Here is a 19,081-nt window from a genome sequence, read left to right on the forward strand (position 1 = left end):
TGAAGCACATCGGGAAGATACAGAGCCGGATGGGCGAGAGGACCGACGATATTGAGGCGAAAGACTGAACGATATTAAGACGCGAGGCTGGACGATATTATTGAAGCGAAGGGAGGAGCGGCTGTGAATATGGATTTGCGCAACACTGCGGGGCCGGGGGATGATCTCGATGCGATCCTCGCTGGCATGAGCCTTGCGGACAAGATCGGCCAAATGTTAATGTGCGGCTTTGAAGGAACTGCCCTGACGGATAAAGTTCGGGAGCTTGTCGCAACCGGCAAAATCGGGGGAATTATCTATTTCGCCCGCAATGTGGAGTCGCCGGAGCAGGTGGCACGGCTGACAGCGTCGTTGCAGCGTGCGGCTCTGGAGGGCGGGACGCCACCGCTTTTTATATCCATTGATCAGGAAGGCGGCATGGTGGCGCGGGTTACCAAGGACGTTGCCCTGATGCCTGGCGGAATGGCAATTGCCGCGGCGGGGTCGGAAGCCGATGCTTATGAGGCGGCTTTTGTCAGCGGGAACGAGCTGGCGGCAATGGGCATCAATCTGAACTATGCTCCGGTGATGGATGTCAACAATAATGCGGACAATCCGGTAATCGGAGTCCGCTCCTTCGGGGAGTTGCCGCAGCGCGTGGCCGATTTCGGAGTGGCAACGTTGCGCGGGTTCCAGGATGCCGGTGTTGCCGCTACGGCGAAGCATTTTCCCGGCCATGGCGATACCGCCGTCGATTCCCATCTGGATCTGCCGACGGTGCCGCATGATCGGACTCGGATGGAGCAGGTGGAATTGGTGCCGTTCAGACAGGCAATTGCTGAAGGGGTGGATGCCATGATGTCGGCGCATATTTATTTTCCGGCGCTGGAACCGGAGAAGCTGCCCGTTACTCTGTCGAAGACGGTATTGACCGGACTGCTGCGCGAGGAGCTTGGTTTTGAAGGCATCATTATGACCGATTGCATGGAAATGAATGCGATCGCTGAACATTACGGAACAGTGGAAGCATCCGTAATGGCGATTGAAGCAGGCGCGGACATGATCCTGATCAGCCACCGCGCCGACCGCCAGCTTGCCGCCATTGCGGCGATCGGCCGGGCGGTAGCGGAGGGACGGCTGAGCGAGGCGCGCCTCGATGTGTCAGTGCGCCGACTGCTGGCCCTGAAGGCGAAGCGCGGTCTGCTTGGGGGCGGCGGTGCAGTAGGCCAGGCGTTATCCGGCCTGGCACGCTGCGGAACCGCAGCACACCTGGAGGTGGCGAGGCGGATCAGCGAAGCCAGCGTGACGCTGGTTCGCAACGATACGCCGGTGCTGCCACTGCGGCGGTTGCGCACGTTGGTGATTACGGCTGCTCCGATGGTCGCCACGCAGGTCGATGAATCCTTCGCGCCTGCTCCTGGCCTTGGTACGGCGCTGAGCAAGCATGGCCTGGAATGCGAAGACCGCGTCATTCCGTCCGATCAATTCGCACAGTACAGCGCAGAGCTGCTGGCGGTAGCCGCTGCGGAGGAAATCGGTCAGATTGTGCTTGGCACCTACAACGCCAGGTTTAATCCCGCGCAGGCCAAGCTGGCCGAAGCATTGCAGACGCTTGGCAAGCCAATGGCCGTCGTCGCGCTGCGCAATCCGTATGACCTGCTCGTCATGCCGGGCGTGCAGGTCTATGCCGCCGTTTACGAGAGTCGTCCGCTCGCGCTGGAGAGTGCGGCCAAAGCGCTACTCGGGGAAATTCCTTTCCGCGGGCGGCTACCAGTCTCACTGGGCTCCGCCTATCCGGCGGGGTGGGGAATGAGCCTATGATCGGCACACTCTGGAACAAAACTAACGCCACTGTAGTCGGCCTGATGTCCGGTACCTCGCTGGACGGCATTGATGCCGCAGTGGTGTCTATTGAAGGCTGCGGAATGGATGCGCGGGTGAAGCTGCTGCATTATTACAGCGTGCCTTATGAAGCTGCGCTCCGCGAGCGGCTCAAGTCGCTGTGCACCGTGGAGCATTCATCGGTAGAACTGGTATGCGGCATGAATGTCTATTTGGCCGAACGGTTTGCCGAGGCGGCAGTTGAGGCGGTGCGCGGCGCCGGAATGGAGATGGAAGAGATCGACTTGATCAGCTCCCATGGACAGACCGTCTGGCATATCCCGGAAAAAGCCAGCCATGATCCCCATCTGCTCCGTTCCACCTTGCAGCTTGGAGATTTGTCCGTGCTGGCCAAACGAACGGGCCGTTACGTTGTCGGGGACTTCCGCCCGGCTGACATGGCCGTCGGCGGTCAGGGAGCGCCGCTGGTTCCGTACGGCGACCTGATCCTCTTCCGGCATCCTGAAAAAGGACGGTTGCTCCAGAATATCGGTGGTATCGGCAACTGCACCATATTGCCGCCTTCGTGCACTCCTCAACAGGTCTTCGCGTTCGATACTGGTCCAGGCAACATGGTTATTGATCAGGTGGTGCACCTGCTGACGGATGGCCGCTTGTCCTACGACGAGGACGGAGCCTGGGCATCGCAGGGCCAGTCCGACGGGACGCTGGTATCAGAAATGCTGGAGCATCCCTATTTCGCCCGGAAGCCGCCGAAGTCGACCGGCCGGGAAATATTCGGCAAAGACTATGCCCGGCAGTTCGTAGCTTCGGCCCGGCAGCGCGGGCTTGACGGTGCGGATATGGTGGCAACAGCCACCGCCTTTACCGCCCGGACGATCGCCGACGGCTACCGCCGCCATGTGTTTCCGGTGTGCCGGATGGATGAAGTGATCGTCAGCGGCGGAGGCGCGCATAACCGCACGCTGCTGGCAATGCTGGAACGTCTGCTGCCGGAGCTGAAGGTGCTGACTTCAGGAGCGCTCGGAGTGAGCGACGATGCCAAAGAAGCCGTTATTTTTGCGCTGCTTGGCAACGATTTTATGCATGGTCTCTGCAATAATCTGCCTTCCGCCACCGGAGCGGAACGCCCTACCGTAATGGGGAAGCTGGCCTTCCCCTAATGGAACATAACAACGTCGTCCTGTCAGGGTGGCGTCTGTTTATTTTGCGAGCTCAATATCCGCAGGATACTCGTCAAAAAGAATAAAGGTTACCGAATCGCCCGGGTAAGCCTATCCTTTTTTGTGAAACCAAAGTAAACAAAAATAAAACAAAATAAAATCTGTGTTTAATTGTTGACATCAAAACAAAATAAAGATAAAATTACATATGTGAAATATTTCACTTTAAAGAATGGTTCCGTATTTAGCGAGGCATCAAGAAGTGAATCCTTTAGGAGGCCGATGTTTATGAGCGCACATGTATTTTTTGTACCGTCTATCAATCTAATGGGAAAAGGCTGTTTGCATGAAGTTGGACCCTATATAAAAGAACTGAATTTAAACAAAGCACTTGTTGTGACGGATAAGTTTTTGATGAAAAGCGGTATTGCAGGCAAGGTCACATCCGTGTTGGATGAGATTGGCTTGGACTATATGGTATATGATGAGGTCAAACCCAATCCGACCTGTAAAAATGTACATGATGGCGTTCAATTTCTGCAAGAAAACGGATGTGACTTTTTAATTTCCATTGGTGGAGGATCTCCACAGGATACGGCTAAGGGAATCGGCATTATTGCTACCAATGGGGGACATATAACCGAGTATGAGGGCGTTCATAAAGCCAAGCATAAATCGCTGCCTATTGTCGCTATTAATACCACGGCAGGAACATCGGCTGAAATCACGATCAATTATGTCATTACGGACGAAGAGCGCAAGGTCAAAATGGTTATGGTTGACAAGAATAGTGTAGCTACTATTTCGGTCAACGACCCTGAACTGATGGTTGACAAACCCGCCGCGTTAACGGCAGCTACAGGATTAGATGCTTTGACCCATGCCATTGAAGCTTTGGTTACTCCAGGTTCCTATCCTGTTACGGATGCGACCGCTTTGGCAGCAGTAGAGATTATTTTTAATCATTTGGCCCGTACGGTGAGAAACGGCCATGATATAGAAGCTCGTGAGCAAATGGTTTTCGCCATCTTCTTGGGAGGACTTGCGTTTAATAATGCTGGATTGGGTTACGTTCATGCCATGGCGCATCAGCTTGGCGGCGTATACGATTTGCCTCATGGTGTTTGCAATGCCATGCTACTGCCGATTGTGGAGGAGGAGAACGCGAAGCATGTACCAGAGAAGTTTCGTGCCATCGCTAAGGTTATCGGTTTTGAAGACAAGGGGAAAACAGATAAGGAATGCGCAGATTATGTCATCCAAAGAATTAAAGACCTGTCGAAGGAAGTAGGGATTCCCTCCAAACTTTCTGAACTGGGTGTAAATGAAGTGGATTTGGATCTGCTTGCCGAAAACTCCATGAAGGATGCTTGCGCTCCGGGCAATCCGTTCATACCTACCAAAGAACAAGTCATCAAGATGTTTAAGAAAATTCTTTAAATAAAAGCTGATATTATTTTGTTATATACTATAAGGGCTGTCCCAGGAAATCATCGATGAACACTGGGAACGGCCCTTTCGCATTTTCTGCTAAGAGATTTGTGAGACTAGAGATAAGACAACCCCATTAAATATTAATGGCACGACTCTCTCGGCTAAGGCCGCAGGGGATTCTTTTTTTCCCTCCACATTCCAGCGAAAGGTTACACCATAAATGGACCAGCTTAAAATAGTTACAGCAAGTTCTAACGTTCTTTGATCTGTATTGTTTGTTTCTCTTGTTATGATCTGAAGTATGAATTGCTCTAATTGATTCTTGATATGTTCTTCCAGGATCGGCGCCACTGAATTATATTTATGGACGCATTGGTTACTTGTGTCATGATAGTCACATAATGAAAGAATAAGCTTCTGAATGGTCTCCTCGGTCAAATGTGCCTCAGCATCAATTCTATTGATTACATACTTCGAAAATCCATCTGACAAAAGGGTTTCAAGCAGTGCATATTTATCTTGAAAATGTGCATAGAACGTAGCACGGTTAATGGTGGCTTTTTGGGTAATGTCATTGATCGTAATAGTGTAGAAGTCTTTCTTATTTAATTGGTCAACGAATGCGTCGAGAATTAATCTACGTGTTCGAATGACGCGCGGATCGTTTGGGTTAGGTGAAGTTACACCAGGCATCCTCAAGACACTCCTTTCAGGTAAATCGAATGATTCCCCCATTATAAACATGTGTTGTTTTGTCAACAAGTGAATTTAGTTATACAACAATTTCATAACCCTTTTGGTTAAGCAACAGAATGAACATTTTGTTGGTTGAATGATAAATTAAACATTGCTAACATTTCAATTGCACACCGCTTGATGGTGTACCAAATTTTTATATAAATGCTAAACACGATAAAAGAAAATGGAGGAGATACTATTCATGAGTAATCAACAGCAAAATGTCCATTCAACAGAAGCTTTATTTCAACCTTATACCATTCATAATCTGACCTTACAGACTCGTATTGTAATGCCCGCCATGGGCCGCGCCTTTTCACCAAATGGTGTAGGTCTTATTATTACTGAAGGTGCAGTGATTGACCATCCGGCTGGAACAAGTGAGCCGAGGGTGCCAAATTTTTATGGGGAAGCGGCTTTAAACGGTTGGGCTGAAGTGGTCAGACAGGTTCATGAAGCCGGTAGCAAAATTTTTCCACAAATTTGGCATATGGGGATGGCTCGTCCGTTGGGATCTCAGCCGAACCCGGAAGCGCTGTCGATTGGTCCATCGGGGCTGGACTTGGAAGGAAATAAAGTGACCGAGCCGATGACAGAAGAAGAAATCATCAAGGTCATTGGGGCCTATGCCGATGCAGCTGCGAATGCAAAACGACTGGGCTTTGACGGCGTTGAAATTCATGGAGCGCACGGCTATCTGGTTGATCAATTCTTTTGGGAGAGAACGAACCAACGTACGGATCGCTATGGTGGCGATATCATAAAGCGTGCTCAATTCGCCATTGAGCTTGTGGAAGCTATTCGTGCTGAGGTTGGCCCTGACTACCCTATTGTCATGCGCCTATCCCAATGGAAAATGAATGATTACAACGCAAAGCCGTTCGATACACCGGATAAACTGGAGCAATTCCTCAATGTATTAGTACAAGCGGGCGTGGACATCTTCCATTGCTCGACACGTCGCTTTTGGGTTCCTGAATTTGAAGGCTCCGATCTGAGTTTTGCCGGATGGGTGAAGAAGCTGACTGGAAAAACCACGATTACGGTTGGCTCTGTAGGCCTGGATGAGGATTTTGTAAGTCTCTATACGGAAGGGAAAGAGGCAGGACACCAAGATATTAATGAACTTCTGGAACGGCTGGACAACAATGAATTTGATTTGGTAGCTGTTGGGCGTGCGCTTCTGGGCGATCCTGCATGGGCTACGAAAATACGTGAAGGTCGAATTCATGATCTTCAAACCTTCACACCTGAGGCACTTAAAATGCTCAACTAAAATATCTCACGCTTCGGACCCTCTTCATTTCATAAAATAAACAATGTAAGCCAAAATACTCAAAGTCATGTAAGGAACTTCGGGTATTTTGGCTTTTTAATGCGTCTGTGAGATGAGAGCATTCATACATTAGAACCAAATCAGACTGACACAAATACTTGATATATATAGATGTCTATGTAATAATGCTTGTATGTTAAAAAATAATGCAGCTGCACTGATAGGAACCATTAGAGACTCGATCAATAAATTGATCGTGTCTGAGCTTGAATCAAATGGAGTTGAAGGGATTGTTCCTTCCCATGGTGGAATATTAATGTTCCTCTATCAAAAGGACGGGCTTTCTATCAAAGAATTGACGCAAAAAATTTCTCGTCAGCAGCCCACAGTCACTGTTCTGATCGACAAGCTAGTGAAGTTGGGGTATGTCGAAAGAAAAAAAGAAAGGGAGGATAGCAGAGTTACCCTGATATATCTGACCGATAAGGGGAAAGAGCTGGAGCCTGTATTTGAGGCGATCTCCAATAGATTAAAAGAAACCATTTATGGTGGTCTCAAAGACGAAGAAAAAGAACAACTGGAATATCTGCTGGAACATGTAAAAAACAGATTATAAATTTTTTTGAGTAAATGCATAGATATCTATATGTTTTCTGAAATAACAATAAAACATCTGGAGGTTATTGAAATGAAACATCTCATCATCTATGCTCACTCTAACGCTGAAAGTTTCAATCACGCGATACTGGAAACTGTTATAAATACCTTGAAAGAAAAAGGTGACGAAGTCGTTGTACGCGATCTATATGCCCTTGATTTTCAACCTGTATTAAAACCTGAGGATACTGCCGCTATGAGAGCTGGGCAAGCTCCAACTGATATCAAAGTAGAGCAGGAATTTATCTCGCAGTCCGATACGATCACCTTTATTTCTCCCATTTGGTGGACAGGTCTTCCTGCAATCCTGAAAGGTTACGTTGATCGTGTATTTGCCTACGGCTTTGCATATACGGCTGGTCCGGAAGGGATTAATAAGCTCCTTTCAGGTAAAAAAGGTTTTATTGTGAATACACACGGTACCCCCAACGCGATCTACGATGAAATCGGAATGAGCGCAGGATTGAAGATCACTTCAGATACGGGTATTTTTGATTTCGTTGGAATTGAATCCGTTGGTCATTTACTGCTTGGAAGTATCGGCTACCTTGATGAAGATGGCTATAAAGGACTGTTGAAGCAAGTCCAAGACACCGTCAAATCGGTGTTATAACGAAACTATATTATCACCTTAAAAGGCTGTTCTTACCGTTAAGAAATGTACGGCAGTCTTCAAATGATGAGGTCAACCAGCATTTACTGGTTGGCCTTTTCTTCTATATAAGCTGACTCCGAATGCGCAGTGGCAATACATGAAACCTTTAAGTTCAGTTTATATAGATGCTAATATCCTTCGACGGTTTTGGAATGTCCCTCTACGATTAAGGACATGTAAACGTCAATAGGATCCTCACTTTCAACTTTAAAACCAAACCGTTCATAAAGACGTCTGGCAGAGCTTCCTTGCAGGACATTTAAGGTTACGCGGTTTCCTTTTACATCATTTTGTTCAAGTAGATTTCTTAATACTTGACTGCCGACCCCTTTACCTTGGTAATTGGGGTGAATATAAAAATGCTCCAATAAATAACCGTCTAACGTCGGTTTAAAAGCTATGCAACCAACAAAAGAAGAATCTACTTCGATGATCCAGGTATGTACAGAGTCGAATGCATCACGGAAGCGTTGACGAACTTTTTCTTCATCAAATCTTCCTAACCTGGTTAAATCGTTACGCAGTACAATGGCCCGTAAATTAGCAATGGTTTCAACATCGGAATTTTGGGATTGGCGAAGAGTAAATGGTTTCATCTAATGTAACAACTCCTCTATGTGTTAAAATTCACAAATAATTCATTGTTATTATCGTCAGTAATTCATTATAGTACATAGTATTAATAGTTAACTATATGTATTATGCGTTTTACGGAGGTTCACTATGAAAGATTATGAATTAAGGGATGATTTGAGAGAATCCGTTAACCGGATTTATGACATGGAATTATTCAGCAGCCTGACGGAGCTTATCCAAGGGGAAAACCATGTGCTTCAATATTTAGTTCAGCATCAAGATGATGAAATTAATCCATCCTTACTCAGTGACCACCTGCATGTATCCAGATCAAGAATTACGGCAGCGCTTACGGCCTTAAGAAAAAAAGGCTATGTGACCATGGAAATGTCTGAGCATGACAGACGACGAATGTGTGTAAGGCTCACATCAGAAGGTGCATCCCTGATTAAACAAAAACAAGAGAGAATTGAAGGCTATTTTGAAGCACTGGTAGAGGGTTTGGGTGAGGACGATGTCAAGGAATTTATACGATTGATCGAGCTTTCCATAAGTATCATGAATGCGGATTCTTCTACTGGAAAAATAACATAATGTGAGGGTGTACAGGATGAGGTATAAAATAGTAGCAGATAGCTGCTGTGACTTAACGCCAGAGCTTAGAGAAGAAATGAAAATCACGACGATCCCGTTAAACATGACTTTGGGAGAAAAATGCTTTATAGATGATGAAACGCTAGATTTACCTCAGTTTATGGAAGAAATGAAAGCCTGTACAACCAAGATCGGATCGGCTTCACCGTCACCTATGCTGTATAAGGAAGCATTTCAAGGTGAGCATACTTCTTTTGCCATTACAATATCCAGCAATCTGTCCAGTTCGTATTCAAGTGCATTGGTTGGTAAGGATATGGCGGAGGAAGAAGGGGCTGATGTTCATGTATTCGATTCGAAAAGCGCATCGGCTGGACAAATATTGTTAGCTCTAAAATTACGCAAGCTGATCGACGAGGGGTATCATAAAGGAGAGATTATTTCTTCACTGGAAAGCTTTATCACGAAGATGAAAACCTATTTTGTGCTAGAGAACCTGGACAATCTGGTGAAGAACGGACGAATGAATAAAATTACGGGAAAGATACTTTCATTCCTGCATATCAGACCCATTTTGGGTTCAGACGGTGACGGAAATATCGCATTGTTTACCCAAGCGCGTGGTCAAAATCAAATCATTGAAAAGCTGGCAGATACAATTGAAAGAAGTGGTCGGGCTACGGAGGGGGAAAGCATTGTAATTACCCATTGTAATAATCCCGGGCTTGCGGAGAAGCTAATGAATGCGTTGAAGAACCGCTATCAATTTAAGGATATTCTGATTGTGTCCACCAGAGGAATCAGTTCGATGTATGCCAATGACAAAGGAATTATTATGGCGTTTTAAGCTATTGGAGTGAATGATACTCACTTATTAAATCAAGGTTTATGCCAATTCGAGCCTGAGTTGGGGTAAGCCTTTTTGATATACTGATAAACACATTGAAATACTATGAAAAATATGGAGCAGGGGAAAAAATATGACTCATACGAATATCGAAGATTCGTTACGTTTTTATGTGAATACCATGGGGTTTGAAGTACAAGGAAAGTTTGATACCCGGTTATTTGTGTCCGCAGGCGGGTATTATCACCATATTGGCGGCAATGTTGGAATGGAGAAGGTAACCCCCATCCTCCCGCTCATGCGACAGGGGTTAAGGAAATTATACTGCTGCTTCCTGACGATGGATCTTTGTGGAAGCTAAAAAACACATAGAGCTTGACGGCCATGCAACCCATGGAGAAGAGAATGGATTTTCTGCCATGACCCAAGCGGAAACAAGCTGGTGTTTGATATTAGCAGATGAGCAGGCAGGTCAGCCATACGTTAAACCGGATGTATCCATGTCTAACTTAATTTTTTGATAACGACAGAAGCGTTTACGTTGGCTTGGGTACCTCCAGCCAAGGTTTGCAGGGTAACCGCAGCGGCAGAGCTATGATTTCGCAGGGTAAGAACATCACCGGATGCTAGAGCGAGGATGGCCTGCCCTGTGTTTTGCTGCGTACCAGCTCCTGAGCCGTATATGGTTCCTGCTGCCAGAGTGCCATTGATAAATATGGCAAATTGGCCTGGCTCTACACCCGATACTGAAAAGTTAACTTCATAGTTCCCCGCATCGGTAACTGCAATCTGCGTAGTGCCGGGAGCGTGGGTAATTCCAGGTGTAAGTATACCGTTCGTATCGAAAATGACATCCGCTTCTATTGGAACGACTCGGGATCCTAAGTTGTAGATATAACCAAACTGAGCTATTCCACCTGCGGTTCCTGTAGCTCCCGTAGCCCCGGTGGACCCCGTCGCTCCTGCGGTACCCGTAGCCCCAGTGGCACCTACCGCACCCGCAGGACCTACAGGACCGACCGCCCCTGCAACGCCCGCAGGACCTGCTGGACCGACTGCCCCTGGAATGCCCGCAGGACCTACGGGACCTACTGGTCCTACCGCACCCGCAGCTCCAACAGCGCCCGCAGTGCCCACAGCCCCCGCTGCGCCTACATTTCCGGCAGTCCCAACGGTGCCCGCAGTACCCACATTACCGGCAGCCCCGACATTTCCCGCAGTTCCGACGGCTCCAGCAGCACCCACAGTGCCCGCTGCACCTACGTTACCTGCTACACCTATAGCTCCAGTTGCGCCTGTTATACCTAAAACATTTTGAGGTATATTTACACGGACGATTTGCTTTCTGACGACGATTTCCTTGCAAAAGCACTTTCGTTTCGAATGGCATTTTCTCTTCGGACGTTTTTTACTAAACCAAGAGCGGATAAAAACGTCTTTTTTACGGCCTTTCTTTCGTTTCAATTCGGGACGACCCAATACAAACACCTCCATATCGATTTGTTGTATACTACTCCATTCATCCAAGGCAGGCATGGACATCTGTCCTGTGGTTGATAGGCAATGATCTAATTTTGGATAAAAATGGGTCTTTGTACAGGTACATTCATCTAGTTATATAAAAATAGCGCCCCCGGCTGTTACCTTGGTTCACACCAAGGAACAGCCGAAGGCGCCAGAAGAAACGTGCCGTAATTATGAAGCAGTTTGAAGCCGTTTTTTGCGCATGTATATAGCGTACAGAATGCCGCCAAGCAGGCACAAGATACAAGCGAAGCCTGCCAGCAACCAGGCTGAAGCGACTGCTCCGCCACGATCCATGCTGTTTCCGAGCCATAAGGGCAGCAGAGCACCCCCGACTCCACCTGCACCAATCAGCAGGCTGGTGGTGGATTCTTCTGTGCCTGGCATCATTTTGCTGGCAAAAACGAGTGCGATGGAAAATATGCCGGACATGCCCAGCCCCAGGAGCGCAATAAGGACAAAGGTAACAGCAGTGCCCTTGATCAGCGGGAACACGCACAGCAGCATGGTCGCCGCCAGTGAGCTTAGGGCGACAAAGACACCATAGCCGTAACGATCGGCAATGTTGCCTGCGAACAGCCGCCCGGCCGCCATTGCCAGCCAGAAGCAGGTAACACTGAGTGCCGCCTCAGCTTGTGTAAGGCCCAGCCGTTCAATGAACATAGAAGGCAGGAAATTGGCCAAGCTCATTTCTGTCCCTACATAGATAAAGAAAAAGATGATAAACAGTGCCAGCAGCAGCCAATTTCCCGCAGGGCCCCCTTTAGAAGCTCCCGTGGATGGAGAATGTGGGGCCGAGCCGGAATGCATATGCTTTTCCCCACGACGCTCATATTCGTCCAATACGGCATCCAGCTTGCCGAAGGATCCCCGTAGCCAGGCTACGACTGCCACCGCTCCACAGACGGAGATAACAGGGAAGGCCAGCCGCCACCAGCCAAGGGCGATCAACTGGCTGGCAACCGCGGGCATTGCTAACGCGCCGATCCCGAAGAAGACTTCCAGACGGCTCATAGCTGCGCCCGTTCCTTCGGTAATACCGCTAATCACGATGGTGCCGATGACCGCTTCCACCATACCGAAGCCAAAGCCGGCTGCCGCTCCGACGGCATATAGCCAACCCCATGGGGGCAGCAATGAGTAGAGCCCTTCTGCTGCACACAGCAGTAGCAAGGCGAATACCAGCGTCCGGCGTTTGCCTAATTGCCTTGCAAGCCATGGCGACAGCAGGACGCCAGCCAGAAAACCGGAAAATTGGGCGAAGATCAGACTTCCGCCCTCCGTATAATTCCGGTCATAGTGGTCCAGCAGCACGGGCAGCAGAGACCCTACAACCACGTGCGCCAGGCCAATTAAAAAATAAGACAAGCTGCCAATCCATAGCAGTCGTTTCATGATGAACTCCTTTGATACCTGAAATTGCACTTATACCGTAAAGTGAACGATAATGTGAGGTATTAAATATTTATGATAATTCCAGCACATGAAAGCCATAGCCTTCGATGGTAACATCTCCTTCCAGGAATTCGCCGCTGAGCAGCTCATGTCCTTTTTGTTCATCCAGATGATAATTCTGTTTCTGGGCGTTATGGTTCAGGATGAACAAATACGATTTTCCATCCTTGGAGCGCACGCTGGCCTCCACACCCGCAGGAGCACGCAGCAAGGACGGAATCCCTTTTTCCTCACAAATATAGCCCAGCAGGCCGTCCAGGAAAGCTTCTTCAGGGTCTGAAGCAACATACCATGCTTCGCCTTGACCAAAACGATTGCGTGTCAGTACGGGCATTCCCTGATAAAAGTCATCGCCATACTCCGCCAGCACCTCGGCACCTTCGCTATGCAGCAGGTCGCAGAGCAAGCCGCATTCATATTCCCCTTGTAATGCTCCTACCTGTTCCTTCAATACGATCCGATTGCGTGACTCCGGCAAAAGCGCGTCAATTTCTTCTACCCAAACTCCAAGAAGCTTACGCAGCTTACCCGGATATCCTCCGGTTGTGACCAGATCGTTTTCATTTACAATTCCGCTGAAAAAGGTGGTGACAAAGGTGCCGCCATGTTCAGTAAATTGTTCCAGTTTTTCCGCTGTACCCGGCTTGACCATGTAGAGTACAGGCGCGATAATGAGATCATATTTCTGGAAATCTGATTCCACGGAAATCAAGTCTACCTGGACGTTACGGCGGAAGAGGGCGGCATAATATTTATGCACCTGATCGACGTAATTCAGCGCTACAGAAGGACCGCTTGATTTCTCCAGTGCCCACCAATTATCCCAATCGAACAAAATGGCTACTTTTGCGTTTACGGTTGCATCCAGCAGTGTATTACCTAATGTGCCAAGCTCGCTGCCGAGCTGTGCCACCTCCCGGAATACGCGTGTATTCTCATGACCGACATGCTCAATCACGGCCCCATGGAATTTCTCACAGGCTCCGATGGAACGGCGAAGCTGGAAGAACATGACCGTGTCTGCGCCATGTGCTACCGCCTGATAACTCCATAACCGCATGACGCCAGGCCGCTTGAGTGAATTGTACGCTTGCCAGTTTTGCTGACTCGGTGTTTGCTCCATCAGCATAAACGGCTGCCCATCCTTAAGACCGCGCATCAGATCGTGGGTCATCGCGGTATAGCTCGGTGGGGTATTAGCCCGCGGATAGCTGTCCCAAGATACAATATCCATGTGCTTTGCCCATTTGAAATAGTCCAGTTGCTTGAAAAAGCCCATCAGATTAGTCGTTATGACAGCTTCGGGGATATGCTTTTTGATCGCGTTATACTCCAGCAAATAGCATTCCAGCATACTGTCTGAATTAAAGCGTGCGTAATCAAGGGAAATGCCCTGAAAGGTGGAGTGATTCTCGCCCCAATGCTCGCTCAGATTATTTGGAGGTACAATTTCATTCCAATCATAGAAGGTGTGTCCCCAGAACGAAGTATTCCATACCCTGTTCACTTTTTCCAGTGTTCCATATTTTTGTTTGAGCCACACCCGGAATGCAGCAGCACAGTTATCGCAATAGCAATCCCCGCCGTACTCATTGGACACGTGCCACACGAGGATCGCAGGATGATTTTTGTAGCGTTCTGCTAGTCGGTCAGCCATGCTCTCCGCATATTTGCGGTAGGTGGGACTGTTCGGACAGGAATTGTGGCGTCCGCCGAATTTTCGTTTGCGCCCGTCGGCATCGACCCTGAGAATATCCGGATATCGGGTCGCCATCCAGGCAGGGTGAGCCGCAGTGCTGGTGGCAAGACACACAAAGACACCGCTTTCATGTAAACTATCGATGAATTGATCCAGCCATTCAAAATGATATGTGATTTCATCCGACTGAATTTTAGCCCAGGAAAATACGTTGACTGTGGCGATATCAATTCCTGCCAGCTGGAACATCTGTAAGTCCTCCTGATGTGTGGTGTCATCCCACTGCTCAGGATTGTAATCTCCGCCGTAAAATACTTTAGGCAGTTTACCGCTTATCATGCCAATCACCTCTATATATAAGAATAATTCTATCTTATAATACAAGTAAACGCTTTTAAATATAATAAAATGAACATGGATATAACAATATGGATCTGCATTAAGGAATACATAACCGCGTGCGCCGGAGGTGCCTTGTATGATTTTAACTCCCCATCATTTGCGATTTTTTCTAACTACGCGTGAGCATTCTTTACCGCTTTTTATCGAAAGTATCGGATTTAACAGCAGGCAGGAGGATGTATCCCGGCCGGAGGGCTATCCCTGCTTTCACTGGATACAGACCGTGTCCGGGGAGGGGGTATTCACTTTCAAGGGGGGCTCTTTCCGTTTGGGAGAACATGCTGGAGTTCTGCTGCTGCCGGGCGAGTCCCACGCTTACAGCCGGGCGACGAAAGTATGGCGAACGCTGTACATTACGTTTGACGGACCGATAGCCACTGCTGTACTGACTGAGCTAGGGTTGAAGCATACACGCGGGTATCATTGGGACGCCCATAGTGAACTGCACAGCTTTGGAGAAAGTATGCTTCATTCTATGGTGAGTGAACGGGATTTATCAGGGCTGGACGCTTCGGCCAATATGTACCGCTTTCTAACTTTGCTGCGCAAACATGGTCAATACAGCTCTATGCCTTCCTTGTCTCATAATGTAGAACGTTTGGGGCCTGTGCTGGCTTTTATGGAAGAAAATTATGCCAGCCCGGATATCGGCCTGTCCGATATGGCGGTGATGATGAATGTCAGCGCCCGTCATTTGAATACATTATTCAAGCAGGCATTCGGTGTGACCTCTTACGCTTATCTGATCGTCATACGTCTGCGCAAGGCTAAGGAAATGATGACTGATTTCCCGCACTTAACGGTCAAAGAGGTCGCCGAGCGCGTAGGGTTCCGTGATGTCAGTCATTTTGTGGCGACTTTCCGCAAGGCCGAAGGAATTACCCCTGAAAGGTTCAAATTATTGTATTTATAAGGGTATTTAATCGAAATACTCTTTCTTACGCGGGAATGCTCTTTTTAGGGAGCATTCCTTATTGTTTTTTTTCGGATGAGGGAGTATAAAATAATAGTTCATTTGTTTCATCAATCTGAGGTTCAGGTGACATAATAACATATGATCCAAAGTTCTTCTGCAAAACCCTCATCCAAAGAAGGAGTTAACGAAATGCTGAGTAAAGTCAAAAGATTACTAATCGGTCGTCCACGAAAATCGACGGCTCTTGAAGATGAGAAACTAAACAAGCTTAAGGCTCTGGCCATCCTGTCCTCGGATGCGTTGTCCTCTGTAGCTTACGGAACGGAGCAAATTCTGCTTGTTTTGATTACAGCGGGCTTCGCTGCCCTATGGTATTCCATTCCTATATCCATTGCGGTATTGGGATTGCTGGTTATTCTGATCCTGTCCTACAGACAGACTATTTTTTCCTATCCCGGTGGTGGTGGTGCCTATATCGTCGCTCAGGACAATTTGGGCAGGGCACCGAGTCTGATTGCAGGCGGATCTTTGCTGGTCGATTATATTCTAACGGTTGCAGTTAGCTCGTCGGCGGGTACAGATGCCATTACATCGGCGTTTCCATCATTGCATGATCATCGGATTGCGATTGCACTGATCATGATCATCTTTTTGACTATTATGAACTTGCGCGGGGTAACGGAATCGGCCTCGGTGCTGGCTGCACCGATTTATTTGTTTGTGGTTTCGATCTTTGTCCTGATTATTAGCGGTATCATCCATTACGTGGCAGGAGGAGCCCATGCTGCGGCACCGCAATTTGGAGCTACGGTATCCAACGTCAGTCTGTTTCTGCTGCTGAAGGCGTTCAGCTCAGGTTGCTCGGCGCTAACCGGGGTAGAGGCTGTCTCGAATGCCATTCCGAACTTCCGCAAGCCTGCTGCCAAAAATGCGGCAACTACGCTGATGATGATGGGCTTGATTCTCGGGTGTATGTTCATCGGAATCAGCCTGCTGGCTTATTGGTATGGTGTTCGTCCAAATCCGCATGAAACGGTCATTTCGCAAATTGCGAACGCCACTTTCGGGCGTGGTGTGATGTATTACATCATTCAGGGCGTGACGGCGCTGATCCTGTTTTTGGCGGCGAATACAGCCTATTCGGCTTTTCCGTTGCTCGCATTTATGCTGGCTAAAGACAAATACATGCCGCATATGTTCATGGTTCGCGGAGATCGGCTCGGTTACTCGAACGGGATCCTGTTTCTGAGTATTTTCTCAGCCTTGCTGGTCATCGTATTTGGCGGCAATACAGGAAATCTGATCCCGCTGTATGCAGTAGGGGTATTTATCCCGTTTACGCTTTCCCAGTTGGGAATGATGATTCGCTGGATTCGTCTCAAGCCGTCAGGCTGGGTCGTCAAGCTTGCTATTAATACCATTGGAATGCTGACCACGCTGTCCATTACGCTTATCTTTATTTTCACCAAGTTTAGTCAGGTGTGGATGGTGTTTATCTTCCTGCCTCTGGTACTGTATTTCTTTATGAAGATCAATGGACATTATAAAAATACAGCCGAGCAATTGCGGATAGATATTACGAAGGATAAACCTATGGTCAAAGGCAATACAATCATTATTCCGGTAGCTGGTATTACACGGGTCGTGATGAATACCATCAGCTATGCCAAGACCTTGTCGGATAATGTGGTTGCAGTATATGTAGGTGTTGATGATGAAGCGATCCGCAAGATGGAGCAAAAATGGGAAGAGTGGGATGTAGGTATCCGATTGGTGGTGCTGAAATCCCGTTATCGGAGCATTATCAATCCGCTTCGCAAGTTCATTGATACGGTGGAGTGGAAAAAAGCGGACGAAGATCATATTACCGTCCTTATTCCGCAATTCATCACGAAGCACTGGTGGGAAAATATTTTGCACAACCAGACCAGCTTGCTGATGAGAGCTTATCTGATCAATTATAAAGACGTCATCGTAACGACTGTGCCATTTCATTTAAACAAATAAATCGTTATAATAGTCCTTGCAAGGGAAGGAAACAGGCGTTTATAGCATGAAAAATGAACATCTTCTGGCCGCATGTCATTGCGGCTGGAGGGTGTTTTTTTTTCATACCGACATATTTACTTTAACGATACGTTTTGTGTATTATAGATACAAAATGTATCCTGAGAGAATGGATATGGAGGGTTACGATGCCAGGAACCAAGGGTGAAACGGAACATAACAAGCTGCAATTTGTAGATACGCTGAGAGCGCTGGCAATTATGGGCGTGTTGCTTGTACATGTCAGCCAGCACGTGGATGGATTAAACGGATGGTTGCAAAAGGGTTTGAGCTTGGGAGCGAAAGGGGTCGCTTTATTTTATCTGGCCAGTGCTTTTACACTCTTTCTGTCTTTGAGCAGACGTTCGGGTGACAGAAAAGAACGTATCTCGGCGTATCTGGTGCGTCGTTTTTTTCGAATTGCTCCCTTGTATTACGTTATGTTAATCATCTATTTGGTTGTGAACGGGACAGGGCCCCGTTTCTGGCTTGGGGATCAGGAAGGAGTCACTGTCGCGAATATCGCAGCTCATATCTTGTTTCTGAATGGCCTGAATCCGTACTGGATCAACAGCATCATCGGTGTGGAATGGTCCATTGCGGTGGAATGTATGTTTTATCTGTGCGTGCCGTTATTATTTAAACTGATCCGATCGATCCGGCATGCTGCCTGGTTTGTGATGGGCACGCTCCTACTGAGTTTTGGGCTGAACACGGTGTTTGCGAATGCTCCATGGATCAGTGATCACCCGTTGTGGGGGCATTATCTGTATTTATGGTTTCCGAACCAACTGCCTGTCTTCGGACTGGGTATATTGTTGTTCCTGATATGGAAAGACGAGCGGCATTGGAAAAGTGTGGACCGGTTCAGCGGCGTATTGCTGCTTGGCTCCATACTGTTTGCTCTTTGTACAGGTATGACGGATTATCTCATCGGTGTCCTGTTGCTGCTGGGAGCCTATGCTTTGTATCACTGGCAGCCATTTTGGCTGTTAAACCGGGGATGGTCATGGATCGGCTGCCTTAGCTACAGTATGTATTTGACGCATATGCTTGCTTTGGAGATTGTAAGCCAGATTGAGCTACCATTTTCCCCCGTTGTTAATTTGACCCTTATGTTTGTTATGACACTGCTGTTGACCACAGGTTTGTCCTGGCTCACCTATTCATGGATCGAGCAACCCGGCATCCGTTGGGGAAAAAAGATCATATCACGTATGAAGTCTGTGCGCTCACAGGAAGATTCGGTCAAGGAAAGTGTTGCTTGAGCTGTAACTT

The 19,081-nt window shown here is 47.8% G+C and carries 18 protein-coding genes; 13 read left to right on the plus strand and 5 right to left on the minus strand.

The features are described 5' to 3' along the window. Positions 1-129 precede the first annotated feature (129 nt). The 3 genes from nagZ (at position 130) to ABIA61_RS01360 (ending at position 4,424) form a co-directional block, all read left to right on the plus strand. Positions 130-1,800, plus strand: a complete 1,671-nt coding sequence (gene nagZ, locus ABIA61_RS01350; protein WP_283656240.1) for a beta-N-acetylhexosaminidase — start codon at positions 130-132, stop codon at positions 1,798-1,800. Continuing rightward, positions 1,797-2,984, plus strand: a complete 1,188-nt coding sequence (locus ABIA61_RS01355) for an anhydro-N-acetylmuramic acid kinase (RefSeq protein WP_283655584.1) — start codon at positions 1,797-1,799, stop codon at positions 2,982-2,984. Before nagZ ends, ABIA61_RS01355 begins: the two co-directional genes overlap by 4 nt. Before the next feature lie 288 nt (positions 2,985-3,272). Continuing rightward, positions 3,273-4,424, plus strand: a complete 1,152-nt coding sequence (locus ABIA61_RS01360; RefSeq protein ID WP_283655585.1) for an iron-containing alcohol dehydrogenase — start codon at positions 3,273-3,275, stop codon at positions 4,422-4,424. Positions 4,425-4,514: 90 nt separating this feature from the next. Here the strand turns inward: ABIA61_RS01360 and ABIA61_RS01365 are convergent, their stop codons facing one another. Next, positions 4,515-5,111, minus strand: a complete 597-nt coding sequence (locus ABIA61_RS01365) for a TetR family transcriptional regulator (RefSeq protein WP_404519283.1) — start codon at positions 5,109-5,111, stop codon at positions 4,515-4,517. Positions 5,112-5,358: 247 nt separating this feature from the next. On the opposite strand from ABIA61_RS01365, the gene ABIA61_RS01370 reads away from it, so the two are divergent. From ABIA61_RS01370 to ABIA61_RS01380, 3 genes are all read left to right on the plus strand, one after another. Next, positions 5,359-6,432, plus strand: coding sequence for an NADH:flavin oxidoreductase (locus tag ABIA61_RS01370; protein ID WP_404580213.1), 1,074 nt, complete (start codon positions 5,359-5,361; stop codon positions 6,430-6,432). 193 nt (positions 6,433-6,625) lie between these two features. Further along, positions 6,626-7,048 carry a MarR family winged helix-turn-helix transcriptional regulator gene (locus tag ABIA61_RS01375; protein ID WP_404580214.1) on the plus strand — a complete coding sequence of 141 codons (423 nt, stop codon included), beginning with the start codon at positions 6,626-6,628 and terminating at the stop codon, positions 7,046-7,048. A 72-nt stretch (positions 7,049-7,120) separates the two neighbouring features. After that, complete coding sequence (locus ABIA61_RS01380; RefSeq protein ID WP_404519280.1) at positions 7,121-7,702, plus strand: NAD(P)H-dependent oxidoreductase; 582 nt, start codon at positions 7,121-7,123, stop codon at positions 7,700-7,702. Between the two features lie 170 nt (positions 7,703-7,872). Here ABIA61_RS01380 and ABIA61_RS01385 read toward each other — a convergent pair whose 3' ends face one another. Beyond that, positions 7,873-8,340 (minus strand): GNAT family N-acetyltransferase, encoded by a 468-nt coding sequence (locus tag ABIA61_RS01385; protein ID WP_404580215.1) that lies wholly within the window; start codon positions 8,338-8,340, stop codon positions 7,873-7,875. Positions 8,341-8,467: 127 nt separating this feature from the next. Between ABIA61_RS01385 and ABIA61_RS01390 the strand changes: the two genes are divergently transcribed. From ABIA61_RS01390 to ABIA61_RS01405, 4 genes are all read left to right on the plus strand, one after another. Continuing rightward, entirely contained in the window at positions 8,468-8,914 is a 447-nt protein-coding gene (locus ABIA61_RS01390; protein WP_283655591.1) for a MarR family winged helix-turn-helix transcriptional regulator, read from the plus strand. 16 nt (positions 8,915-8,930) lie between these two features. Then, a complete protein-coding gene (locus ABIA61_RS01395) occupies positions 8,931-9,761 on the plus strand; it encodes a DegV family protein (RefSeq protein WP_283655592.1) in 831 nt (276 codons plus the stop codon). Between the two features lie 133 nt (positions 9,762-9,894). Further along, the gene (locus ABIA61_RS01400; protein ID WP_283655593.1) at positions 9,895-10,122 is read left to right on the plus strand and encodes a VOC family protein; all 228 of its coding nucleotides are present in this window, start codon (positions 9,895-9,897) and stop codon (positions 10,120-10,122) included. Beyond that, positions 10,112-10,282: a hypothetical protein gene (locus ABIA61_RS01405; RefSeq protein ID WP_404559545.1), complete on the plus strand. Its 171-nt coding sequence runs from the start codon at positions 10,112-10,114 to the stop codon at positions 10,280-10,282. Before ABIA61_RS01400 ends, ABIA61_RS01405 begins: the two co-directional genes overlap by 11 nt. On the opposite strand, the gene ABIA61_RS01410 is transcribed toward ABIA61_RS01405, so the two are convergent. The 3 genes from ABIA61_RS01410 to ABIA61_RS01420 all read right to left on the minus strand — a co-directional run bounded on the left by ABIA61_RS01410 (position 10,266) and on the right by ABIA61_RS01420 (position 14,778). Continuing rightward, complete coding sequence (locus ABIA61_RS01410; RefSeq protein WP_404519306.1) at positions 10,266-11,063, minus strand: BclA C-terminal domain-containing protein; 798 nt, start codon at positions 11,061-11,063, stop codon at positions 10,266-10,268. The two genes, ABIA61_RS01405 and ABIA61_RS01410, sit on opposite strands and share 17 nt — an antisense overlap. 393 nt (positions 11,064-11,456) lie before the next feature. Then, positions 11,457-12,680 carry an MFS transporter gene (locus tag ABIA61_RS01415; protein ID WP_404580216.1) on the minus strand — a complete coding sequence of 408 codons (1,224 nt, stop codon included), beginning with the start codon at positions 12,678-12,680 and terminating at the stop codon, positions 11,457-11,459. A 70-nt stretch (positions 12,681-12,750) separates the two neighbouring features. Then, positions 12,751-14,778 carry a beta-galactosidase gene (locus tag ABIA61_RS01420; protein ID WP_404580217.1) on the minus strand — a complete coding sequence of 676 codons (2,028 nt, stop codon included), beginning with the start codon at positions 14,776-14,778 and terminating at the stop codon, positions 12,751-12,753. Between the two features lie 139 nt (positions 14,779-14,917). Here ABIA61_RS01420 and ABIA61_RS01425 point away from each other — a divergent pair, with 139 nt between their 5' ends. From ABIA61_RS01425 to ABIA61_RS01435, 3 genes are all read left to right on the plus strand, one after another. Next, the gene (locus tag ABIA61_RS01425) at positions 14,918-15,754 is read left to right on the plus strand and encodes an AraC family transcriptional regulator (RefSeq protein ID WP_404580218.1); all 837 of its coding nucleotides are present in this window, start codon (positions 14,918-14,920) and stop codon (positions 15,752-15,754) included. 192 nt (positions 15,755-15,946) lie between these two features. Beyond that, a complete protein-coding gene (locus ABIA61_RS01430; RefSeq protein ID WP_404519273.1) occupies positions 15,947-17,764 on the plus strand; it encodes an APC family permease in 1,818 nt (605 codons plus the stop codon). 188 nt (positions 17,765-17,952) lie between these two features. After that, complete coding sequence (locus ABIA61_RS01435; protein ID WP_404519272.1) at positions 17,953-19,071, plus strand: acyltransferase family protein; 1,119 nt, start codon at positions 17,953-17,955, stop codon at positions 19,069-19,071. Positions 19,072-19,081: the final 10 nt, after the last annotated feature.

Origin of the sequence: Paenibacillus sp. RC21 (genome assembly GCF_044907935.1) — a bacterium.
Taxonomy (GTDB): domain Bacteria; phylum Bacillota; class Bacilli; order Paenibacillales; family Paenibacillaceae; genus Paenibacillus; species Paenibacillus terrae_A.

Coding starts and splice junctions, on each gene's coding strand:
- ABIA61_RS01380 (WP_404519280.1), top strand. CDS start 7,121: ATGAAACATCTCATCATCTATGCTCACTCTAACGCTGAAAGTTTCAAT.
- ABIA61_RS01430 (WP_404519273.1), top strand. CDS start 15,947: ATGCTGAGTAAAGTCAAAAGATTACTAATCGGTCGTCCACGAAAATCG.
- ABIA61_RS01415 (WP_404580216.1), bottom strand. CDS start 12,680: ATGAAACGACTGCTATGGATTGGCAGCTTGTCTTATTTTTTAATTGGC.
- ABIA61_RS01435 (WP_404519272.1), top strand. CDS start 17,953: ATGCCAGGAACCAAGGGTGAAACGGAACATAACAAGCTGCAATTTGTA.
- ABIA61_RS01360 (WP_283655585.1), top strand. CDS start 3,273: ATGAGCGCACATGTATTTTTTGTACCGTCTATCAATCTAATGGGAAAA.
- ABIA61_RS01385 (WP_404580215.1), bottom strand. CDS start 8,340: ATGAAACCATTTACTCTTCGCCAATCCCAAAATTCCGATGTTGAAACC.
- ABIA61_RS01355 (WP_283655584.1), top strand. CDS start 1,797: ATGATCGGCACACTCTGGAACAAAACTAACGCCACTGTAGTCGGCCTG.
- ABIA61_RS01425 (WP_404580218.1), top strand. CDS start 14,918: ATGATTTTAACTCCCCATCATTTGCGATTTTTTCTAACTACGCGTGAG.
- ABIA61_RS01370 (WP_404580213.1), top strand. CDS start 5,359: ATGAGTAATCAACAGCAAAATGTCCATTCAACAGAAGCTTTATTTCAA.
- ABIA61_RS01400 (WP_283655593.1), top strand. CDS start 9,895: ATGACTCATACGAATATCGAAGATTCGTTACGTTTTTATGTGAATACC.
- ABIA61_RS01390 (WP_283655591.1), top strand. CDS start 8,468: ATGAAAGATTATGAATTAAGGGATGATTTGAGAGAATCCGTTAACCGG.
- ABIA61_RS01375 (WP_404580214.1), top strand. CDS start 6,626: ATGTTAAAAAATAATGCAGCTGCACTGATAGGAACCATTAGAGACTCG.
- ABIA61_RS01395 (WP_283655592.1), top strand. CDS start 8,931: ATGAGGTATAAAATAGTAGCAGATAGCTGCTGTGACTTAACGCCAGAG.
- ABIA61_RS01420 (WP_404580217.1), bottom strand. CDS start 14,778: ATGATAAGCGGTAAACTGCCTAAAGTATTTTACGGCGGAGATTACAAT.
- ABIA61_RS01365 (WP_404519283.1), bottom strand. CDS start 5,111: ATGCCTGGTGTAACTTCACCTAACCCAAACGATCCGCGCGTCATTCGA.
- nagZ (WP_283656240.1), top strand. CDS start 130: ATGGATTTGCGCAACACTGCGGGGCCGGGGGATGATCTCGATGCGATC.